The organism is Candidatus Methylomirabilota bacterium, from assembly GCA_003104975.1.
GTDB lineage: Bacteria > Methylomirabilota > Methylomirabilia > Methylomirabilales > Methylomirabilaceae > Methylomirabilis.
The window spans coordinates 26,835-34,678 of record PQAM01000005.1 but is presented as its reverse complement, the minus strand read 5'-3'; the positions used below and the strand labels follow the sequence as shown (position 1 = coordinate 34,678).

General features: G+C 61.1%; 11 protein-coding genes and 1 tRNA gene. 3 read left to right on the top strand and 9 right to left on the bottom strand.

Annotated elements, in window-relative coordinates; genetic code table 11:
* Positions 1–20: 20 nt before the first annotated feature.
* The 8 genes from C3F12_02550 to C3F12_02515 all read right to left on the bottom strand — a co-directional run bounded on the left by C3F12_02550 (position 21) and on the right by C3F12_02515 (position 4,427).
* On the bottom strand, positions 21–209 hold the full coding sequence (locus C3F12_02550) for a hypothetical protein (protein ID PWB48214.1): 189 nt from the start codon (positions 207–209) through the stop codon (positions 21–23).
* A gap of 60 nt (positions 210–269) precedes the next feature.
* Complete coding sequence (locus C3F12_02545; protein PWB48213.1) at positions 270–497, bottom strand: hypothetical protein; 228 nt, start codon at positions 495–497, stop codon at positions 270–272.
* 199 nt (positions 498–696) lie between these two features.
* Positions 697–1,029 carry a transcriptional regulator gene (locus C3F12_02540; GenBank protein ID PWB48207.1) on the bottom strand — a complete coding sequence of 111 codons (333 nt, stop codon included), beginning with the start codon at positions 1,027–1,029 and terminating at the stop codon, positions 697–699.
* A gap of 226 nt (positions 1,030–1,255) precedes the next feature.
* Positions 1,256–1,645: a hypothetical protein gene (locus tag C3F12_02535; GenBank protein PWB48206.1), complete on the bottom strand. Its 390-nt coding sequence runs from the start codon at positions 1,643–1,645 to the stop codon at positions 1,256–1,258.
* Positions 1,646–1,659: 14 nt separating this feature from the next.
* On the bottom strand, positions 1,660–1,911 hold the full coding sequence (locus C3F12_02530; GenBank protein PWB48205.1) for a hypothetical protein: 252 nt from the start codon (positions 1,909–1,911) through the stop codon (positions 1,660–1,662).
* A 95-nt stretch (positions 1,912–2,006) separates the two neighbouring features.
* Positions 2,007–2,083 (bottom strand) — tRNA-Glu (locus C3F12_02525).
* 59 nt (positions 2,084–2,142) lie between these two features.
* On the bottom strand, positions 2,143–2,523 hold the full coding sequence (locus C3F12_02520; protein ID PWB48204.1) for a hypothetical protein: 381 nt from the start codon (positions 2,521–2,523) through the stop codon (positions 2,143–2,145).
* Positions 2,523–4,427: a hypothetical protein gene (locus C3F12_02515; GenBank protein PWB48203.1), complete on the bottom strand. Its 1,905-nt coding sequence runs from the start codon at positions 4,425–4,427 to the stop codon at positions 2,523–2,525. The genes C3F12_02520 and C3F12_02515 overlap by 1 nt, the downstream gene beginning before the upstream one ends.
* 162 nt (positions 4,428–4,589) lie before the next feature.
* Between C3F12_02515 and C3F12_02510 the strand changes: the two genes are divergently transcribed.
* From C3F12_02510 to C3F12_02500, 3 genes are all read left to right on the top strand, one after another.
* Positions 4,590–5,045 carry a hypothetical protein gene (locus tag C3F12_02510; GenBank protein ID PWB48202.1) on the top strand — a complete coding sequence of 152 codons (456 nt, stop codon included), beginning with the start codon at positions 4,590–4,592 and terminating at the stop codon, positions 5,043–5,045.
* 83 nt (positions 5,046–5,128) lie between these two features.
* Positions 5,129–5,827: a hypothetical protein gene (locus tag C3F12_02505; GenBank protein PWB48201.1), complete on the top strand. Its 699-nt coding sequence runs from the start codon at positions 5,129–5,131 to the stop codon at positions 5,825–5,827.
* Between the two features lie 50 nt (positions 5,828–5,877).
* Positions 5,878–6,369 carry a hypothetical protein gene (locus C3F12_02500; GenBank protein ID PWB48200.1) on the top strand — a complete coding sequence of 164 codons (492 nt, stop codon included), beginning with the start codon at positions 5,878–5,880 and terminating at the stop codon, positions 6,367–6,369.
* Positions 6,370–6,413: 44 nt separating this feature from the next.
* On the opposite strand, the gene C3F12_02495 is transcribed toward C3F12_02500, so the two are convergent.
* Positions 6,414–7,688, bottom strand: coding sequence for a hypothetical protein (locus C3F12_02495; GenBank protein ID PWB48199.1), 1,275 nt, complete (start codon positions 7,686–7,688; stop codon positions 6,414–6,416).
* Positions 7,689–7,844: the final 156 nt, after the last annotated feature.

Below are 7,844 nucleotides of genomic sequence, written 5' to 3'. Positions count from 1 at the left end.
TCCAGGAAACCGGGGGAAGGTCAATCTTGAAGTAGTGCCTCTCCGTACTCTGCTCGCTTATGCCCCTTTTGTTCTTCCTCCACGATCTCGCGCCCGATGAGCCAGTAGGCCATTACTTGGGCGGTATTGACCGAACGGGCGGCGCCAGCCCGAGCAGACTCCAGGATTTGCCTGATGCGATGGTAGAATGGAGGGGGTTGTTTCCGCATAGGGTGCCGTCCCATCCGTTATATCACCTCCACTTGGGCTTCGCGGACATGCCGATTCGTCTAAGCTGCTGCGTATTGGCGAACCTCTACCTGTACGCCGGTCCGCACCGCTTCTTCGGCGGTTTTGAGCAAGAGTGAGGTCGTGGCCTCATCCACATACTCTTCGCCACAATTCGCGCAGACTTGTGCCGGCATACCCTTGATCACGAGAGTCACGCCTTCACGCTCCAGAGTGACCGTGGCTTTGCCCGATCGAGTTGTCCTGTTCTTACAAATCACGCACATCATCGGCGCTTTCTCCGACAGCACCTTCACCAGCCAAGGTCCCTTCGAATTTGCTTGAGGGCGCGGTCACCTGGAATTCCCACCCGTTTCCCACGACGCCATTCGGAAAACCGGCGCTCCGCTTCCGTGATCCAGGCTTCTTCGACGCGAGTCATGCGGGCAGTCATCGCATCACGCAACGTGCGAGGGCCAACAATACGTGTCATGTGTGCTGAACCCGCTCGCGGGCTTGCACGAAACGAATTTCCACCCGCTGATTCAGCGCGGCGGCAATCCTGTTCAACATCGCCAGCGAGTGACCTTCATAGTCCGCATTCTCGAGCCGGCAAATGACGGAGGGCGTAGTGCCGACCAGCTTGGCCAGTTGGCGTTGTGTCAACCCGGCCTTGACGCGCAGGGCGGCGATTTTTCGGGCCACGCTATCGTTGGCGCGTGCCTGCTCAAGCGCCGCAAGCCGTTCGGGTCGGCCTGCATAATAGCGGCGGTGGAGAATTTCCACGGCATCAGTGGTGGGTGGTTTCTTACCTTTAGGCATCGTCAAGCCTCTCAGTCGTTCTCTCGTTAGACACGTCACATGTTCGCAGTATTGCGAATGTACGTCAAGTGGACGCTTCGGATCATGTCAGGCTCCACCGAATCGAGAACAGTGGCGTCTGTGAGACGCGGTGCTGCAACTTGCTCTCAATCTCCGCAATGAGCTGTTCGCGACGGCGGTCAATCTCGTCCTGCGCTTCAAAGAGGGTCCGGCGTTTGGCGTTGCGCTAGGTCTCGAGCGCTTTGACCTGTTTCTGACCCGCCAGCTTATCCTCCAGGGTCAGGGTAGCCTTGGTCGAGCGACGAGCCTCCTTGATCTGGCGGTCCAGGTCTTTAATCTCGCGTTCCAGGCCGACCTTCAAATCATCCGCCCAGCCGCCCAGCTTATCGGCTTCGGCCTCGAAGAAGGTGGCATTGCGCTGGGAGATAGTCCGCCGGATCGTCTCCTGACGCCGGCTGAGAATCTCCTTCAGGATGGGCTGTTCGATCTCGTTCGGACGTTCCGTGATGACGCGCGCCCGAAGGCCGATCAGGCGGCGGGTGGTCTCTGTAAGGGAGACCGGAAGGCGAACAGGGCGGCCTGTGGACCTGGTGGGGATTGAGATCGACCTGCGCATTGACGATCCAATGCCTAGTCGGCATGGATCTCTTCGCGGATCTCGTCGAGCGTCACTTGACAGGCTGGCGTCTTGCGGCGGTAGAGCTCCTCTAGGAATTCGGCGCGGCTCAAGCCCGCGATCTCCGCAGCCTTGGCCTGGGACATCACGCCTTGCGCGTACCACTGCGCCGCCGCCGCGATCCGCATCTCGCGCGCGAATTCCTCCGGCGCCAGACGTAGGGCGCCGAATATCGCCGGATCGAAATCAAACGTGATGGTTGTCATGCTCCACCTTCAACTGGAGGATGCCATAGCATCAGCGCAAATGCAAGGATTGCATGAGAACGGGACGTCCGACATCGACGACTACTGCATGTCTTTGGCGTCCCCAACGGGATTCGAACCCGTGTTTCGGCCTTGAAAGGGCCGCGTCCTGGGCCGGCTAGACGATGGGGACGTTGAGGGAAGGATCGGCTGCTCTTTATAGCATAGTTCGGATTGTCAGGGAAGGGCCAGTCAGAAGTTTCTGCGGCGGTGGACAATGACCTCCACCCGGCCGCGGTCATTAATCAGTAGGTTCAACAGACCGCTGGTCAGGCTTAACAGGATCGACCCGAATACGGCAGACCAGAAGCCGTGCACCTCGAACCCCTGAATGATCAGCGAGACCAGTTTCAGCAGCGCGGCATTCAGCAACGGGATGAATAGACCCAGCGTCATGATGGTGAGGGGAAGCGTCAAGAGCAGGATTATCGGTCGTACGACAGCGTTGACGATCCCGAGGAAAAAGGCCGCCGCCAGCGCAGGCAGTACCCCTCGCACCTCGATGCCGGGGATGACGGTCGACACAATGAGGAGGGCGAACGCATTCAGCAATAGTCGGATAAGAAAGCCCATTAGCCGAACTCGCCACGGAGGAACCGTTCTCTGGCGTCGAGTCGCATCCGCTTGCCGCTGGTGGTCTTGCTCAATGTTCCCGGTGCGACCAACAGCACCTGATCCAGAACCGTTCCGCCGGCCGGTCGATAGACGTCATCCACCCGGGAGCGAATCTGTCGCATCAGACCGTCCCGCAGCGACTCTTGACGGTGCGGCTCGGCAAGCTCCACCACGGCTACCACGCGTTGGGTTCCGGATCTCGCGTCGGTGACGCCGAAGACGACGGTTCGACCCGGCCGGATCCCCTCAACAGTTTCGATGACCTCTTCCAGGTGGGCCGGGGCGTAGTTGCGGCCCCCTTTGATGACGATCTCTTTCAGCCGTCCGGTGATGTACAGCTCTCCTGCCGGGTCGATCATCCCTTCATCGCCGGTGTGCAGCCACGGCCGTCCATCCCGCTCTCGAATGATCTGCGCCGTCGCCTCCCGGTCGCCGAAGTAGCCGTCCATGACGCTTGGTCCGGTCACGATCACCTCTCCCAGGCGCCCCGTCGGGAGTGCCATACCCTCACCGTCGATGATGCGGACCTCAAAACCGGTCAGCGGCCGGCCCACAGACACCCACTCCTCGCCCCGCTGCCGGTATACCCGATAGGGTGTGGTGAGATCCGGGAAGGCGACAGCGAGCGTCATCTCAGCCAGCCCATAGACCGGGGAGAGGGCCTCCCGGCGCAGCCCGAACTGCTCGAATTCGCGTTGAAACGCCTCCATGGCCTGTACCGTTACCGGTTCGGCGCCGTTCATCAGGATCCGCAGATGGGAGAGATCCAGGCGACCCTCCGGTGCATAGGCCGGGTAGTGAGCGAACCGTCGTGGGGCGATTCGACACATCCGTGCGAGTCGGCCGATGGCCGAATTATTAGCGACCGAGATCGTGGCCCTGAACCGGTGGAGCGCCCAGATCCAGCGAATGGGATCATGGGTGAAGTCAGTGGGCGACATCAGGTAGGTCTCCATGCCGAGGGCGAAGGATCCCAGCGTGACCCCGATGAGCCCCATGTCATGGTAGAGCGGGAGCCACGAGACCACCCTATCATCAGGTCTTGGCCGAATCGCTTCTCCGAAGGCCCGGATGTTGGCCATGATTGCTCGATGGCTGAGCATCACCCCCTTCTGTACGCCGGTTGAACCAGAGGTAAATTGGATGAGCGCGGTTGTATGGCCGTCCACGTCTGGCGTCTGAAACCGGGCGGTTCCACACAAGAGATTCGAGGCCGCCACAAAGGTAGGCGCCTCGGGGAGGAACCGGGCGGCAGCCCGACAGACCGGACCGAACGCCGGTTCGGCGATCACCACAGCCGGTCGGGCGGTCTGGCAGACGTGAACCTGTTGGTCGACGTAACGGCAGAGGCGCTGCAGTTGCTCCAGTACCGCCAGAATTGGCCGTCCACCCTTCCGTCCCTGTCGCCAGTGTTGGGCCAACGGTTGTTGCAGCAGCCGGTCGATGACCCACTTAGCAGGGGCGTAGGTACGGGTCGCGGTTGCCGCCGCCAGCGTGCGCAAGAGCGCGTGCGGGAGCAGAAGCGGCGGATACGTTGGAACGGCCACCGCGCCGGCCAGCCAGGTTCCGAATAGGGCCTGCAAGATCGGTCGTCCGGTGGGAAGCATGATGAGGACCCGATCTCCGGATCGAACTCCCAGTTCCTGGAGCAGTGCCGCCACTCGTTCGGCCTCCTGGCGCAAGGTGCCGAACGCGACCGGCGGCTCAGGATCGATTCCGTGGAGCAGGGAGCACCACGGCTGGTCTGCGCGGTGTTCCGCTTGATAGCCAATGACCCCGCCGATCGTGTCCGACGCGCCGAGCGCGGCGAATGAAGAGGGGTCAAAAAGGCCGGACGCCTGGGCCGACATGGGTCTGGTCATCCATTTACTCAGGGGTGTTCGGAATCCGACGCCGACAGGTTGTCGTGACCACTTCTGCGGTGCGGAAATGAGGTTGACTAACCTTGCATAGCATACTATCCTCGGCCTGACAAGCAGTTGTCACACCAGTATTCTACCATGCGACCGCACAGAGAGGGTGTCATGGTTGCATTTGATCGCGGCGATTCACGGCATCATCGTACGCTGACACAGCAACTGGCCGTTGTTCGAAAGATCCTTGGGCGACTCGATACGAAACTGCTGGAGAGTGATGAGGGGCATGTCCCCAAAGAGGATGACCGGGAGCTTCGCTGCGCACTGGAGGAGATCGGAGACGATCGGCTGACGAGGCTGGCGCTGGACTACGCCGTCTGTGTCCGTGGGCTTACGGGACCGATGGTCTCTCGTACCTGGAAGGAGGAGTTGGCGGAGGAGGCGGAGGAGGCGCACCGCCTCGTGCTCGACCGGCTGCAGAGGTTGGAGCGCCTGGCAGGATCTCCGCTCGGGCGCGTTCGGCTGCGATTGCAGAACGGCCTGCGTCGACTCTTCCGGACGCCTTCCGAGCCGCATCACCTCACTATATCTGAGAAGCATGGGCATCGCGGGTCGTCGCGCTGAATTGGTGATCGCGGTCGGGATAGCCGTTTCGGCTTCACCGACAGATTACAGAGGCTGAGGGTGTCGGGAACAACATCGAGGCGATGATAGGGAAACTGATCCGGTGGCTGATCGTTGTCCCGATCCTCGGCCTATTACTGTATCTTGGTCATCCGTTCCTGCTGAGAACCATCGGTCATTACCTGGTCACAGAGGATCGTCTGCAAAAGGCCGAGGCGATTGTTGTTCTGGCCGGGGACGGGGGGGTTGCGCGCACCCTCGAGGCCGTAAGACTGTATCAGGACGGCTATGCGTCCAGGATCGTCCTGACCCACCAGCGGCTCCCGCCGGGCTACGACGCGCTGGCGCGGTTGGGTATCACGGTCCCGGAGGAGCGGGATATTCAATGGATGGTCCTCAAGGCGATGCGGGTTCCGGCCTCCGCTGTCCTGCAGGTCGACAAACGATCCGACAGCACCGCAGGCGAAGCCGAGCAGCTTCTATCCCTGCTGGAGCAACGCCGGATACGGACGGTGATTCTTGTCACGAACAGATCGCATTCAACACGCGCGCGCAAGATCGTGGCCAGGGCATCCCGCGGGGCCGTTTCCATCATCAGCCGACCCACCCGTTACGACACCTTTAATTCTGACGGGTGGTGGCATTCCCGCACCGATGCCAGAGAGGTGCTATTGGAATATATCAAGCTGCTCGATTATCTTCTACAGCCGGTGAGTGCCGGCCTCACGGGGTGGTCCGGAGATGGGGGTGCTTCGGTCGTTCCGATCGAGAAAACCTTTTAACCGTTACCTGTTTGGGGTGTGATTCTGCAAGAGGGTTCAACCGTTGAGGGATGGAGGGGGATATGCAAGAGAAGCGAGGGGTATTCGACTCGATTTTTGGCGGCTTTGGCTCCAACAGTCCGGAGCCGATGCGGCCGACGCCAACGATGGAGATCACGCCTACCGCGTTTGTCGTCGGCGAAAAGATCGAAATTCGCGGGGATTTGACCGGTGAGGGCGACATTCAGCTTATGGGCGGGTTCCACGGGACCATCGATCTTGTCGGCACGATCGTGATCGGCGAGGCGGCCAAGGTAGAGGCGGACATCGCGGCGACCAACATCGTCGTCGGCGGCCACGTAAAGGGTAATCTGATTGCCACAGGACGTGTCGACCTCCTGCCGACCGGAAGCGTCACGGGCAATGTGAAGACCGGAAGTATCGCCGCCGCAGAGGGCGCCTCCCTGAAGGGCGAGATCGAGATCAATCGCCGTCAGGCCATGGGTCCGACGGACAAGGATCGCATCGCTCCGCCCACGCCCGAGAGACTCAACTACCCTTAACGCGTGCGTACGGTAAGAGGTCGGCTGACAGCCTCCCGCGCGCATCACGAGAGCTTCTTGCCGGCGGGAGTGGGAGGGCTATCAGCCGGAGAGCGAGCGATCCGGTCCAGCGCCCAGACGGCATGCATCACAACGGCGGGAGCCTCGTCGCGCAGGGTGCTTTTCAGTAGTGCCGCTGCCTCCTCACCTCCGATTTCTCCAAGGGTCCAGGCGGCATATGCCCGCAGGTCCGGATCGGGATGTTTCAATGCCTCCGCTACCGAGGTCAGACCGGACCGATCGCCCAGCCGTCCAAGCGTCCATGCGGCGTACAGCCGCGTTGGGATATCTCCGTCACGCCGCACTGTCTCCTTCAGGAATGGAATCGCCGAGCGGTCCCCCAGGTTGGATAGTAGCTCGCCGGCAAACAGCCCGAGGAATGTCTTGTCTTCTTGGAGCGTCGTCAGCAGATAGGCACGCGCCGATGGGTCTTGCATCTTGGCTAAGGCGAGGGCGGCAGCGAGTCTAACATACCCATCAGGATCGTGGAGCCGTTGTGCGAGCTGGATCCGAACAGACGGTTCGAGGAGGAGCCCTAACACCTCGGCAGCCTCCGCCCTCACCGCTGCATCGTGGGCGTCAAGCGCGTTGACAAGAAGAGAGAGCGCGGGCCGGTCACCCAATATGACAAGGGCGCCGCCGACCTTGATCCTTACCTGAGCGTCGCGGTCCACTAGTGCTCGTCGTAGGAAAGATTGGTCGGACAAGGCGCCAAGTTGGCCGATCGCCCAGGCAGCCTCGGCCCTGACAAACGGTTCGGGATCATCCAGCAGTCGTTGCAGGTGTACCTGCAAGGTCAACCCATGAGTGCGCCCGACTGTCTTTGCGGCAAGCGCTCGGACCGTTGGGTCTGGATGGTCCAGGCCCCGTTTCAGAAGCCAATCGGAAGACGGGTCGGCCAGTTCGGTCATGGCAGCCGCGGCTCGCGCACGGAGGACACCTTCATGGCGTTGCCACGCGTCGCGGATCAGACCGAGCGCAAGCAAGTGAAGGAGGGCGGTGTCTTCGATCGCTTGCGAATCGGAGATCGCTGCGTAATCGATAAGGGCCTCCTCCGATTGCTCGGTCTGGATCGCCAGAAGGATCTTCGCGCGGCGAGGTTCGGTAGCGTGAGGGTATTGGACCAGATAGTTGGTCAGCAGATGAAGGGACTGAGAACTCTTGCCGGCAAGCGCCAAGGCCTTCGCCCTCGCTACCACCCGATCATCGCGTGTGCCGCAGCCTAACAGGAAGGCGATCAACAGGCTCGGCAGGACCCACTGATACCCGGACCGCTTCATCGATATCCGTCCTTCCTGCGCGAATCGCGTTCGTTAACGAAATCATAACACGCCGGGCCGGCGGTTGGAAGAATGGTGCACTGCCTGGGGATTCGGCAGCGTTGACAACCGTGAATGCCATGCCTATGATTAAAGAAACCAAGAGTCCCAGCGGAG

Excerpts from the sequence above, each read along its gene's own strand:
- C3F12_02550 (PWB48214.1), bottom strand. The coding sequence starts at position 209 with ATGCGGAAACAACCCCCTCCATTCTACCATCGCATCAGGCAAATCCTG.
- C3F12_02530 (PWB48205.1), bottom strand. The coding sequence starts at position 1,911 with ATGACAACCATCACGTTTGATTTCGATCCGGCGATATTCGGCGCCCTA.
- C3F12_02505 (PWB48201.1), top strand. The coding sequence starts at position 5,129 with ATGATAGGGAAACTGATCCGGTGGCTGATCGTTGTCCCGATCCTCGGC.
- C3F12_02495 (PWB48199.1), bottom strand. The coding sequence starts at position 7,688 with ATGAAGCGGTCCGGGTATCAGTGGGTCCTGCCGAGCCTGTTGATCGCC.
- C3F12_02520 (PWB48204.1), bottom strand. The coding sequence starts at position 2,523 with ATGGGCTTTCTTATCCGACTATTGCTGAATGCGTTCGCCCTCCTCATT.
- C3F12_02545 (PWB48213.1), bottom strand. The coding sequence starts at position 497 with ATGATGTGCGTGATTTGTAAGAACAGGACAACTCGATCGGGCAAAGCC.
- C3F12_02535 (PWB48206.1), bottom strand. The coding sequence starts at position 1,645 with ATGCGCAGGTCGATCTCAATCCCCACCAGGTCCACAGGCCGCCCTGTT.
- C3F12_02515 (PWB48203.1), bottom strand. The coding sequence starts at position 4,427 with ATGACCAGACCCATGTCGGCCCAGGCGTCCGGCCTTTTTGACCCCTCT.
- C3F12_02510 (PWB48202.1), top strand. The coding sequence starts at position 4,590 with ATGGTTGCATTTGATCGCGGCGATTCACGGCATCATCGTACGCTGACA.
- C3F12_02540 (PWB48207.1), bottom strand. The coding sequence starts at position 1,029 with ATGCCTAAAGGTAAGAAACCACCCACCACTGATGCCGTGGAAATTCTC.
- C3F12_02500 (PWB48200.1), top strand. The coding sequence starts at position 5,878 with ATGGAGGGGGATATGCAAGAGAAGCGAGGGGTATTCGACTCGATTTTT.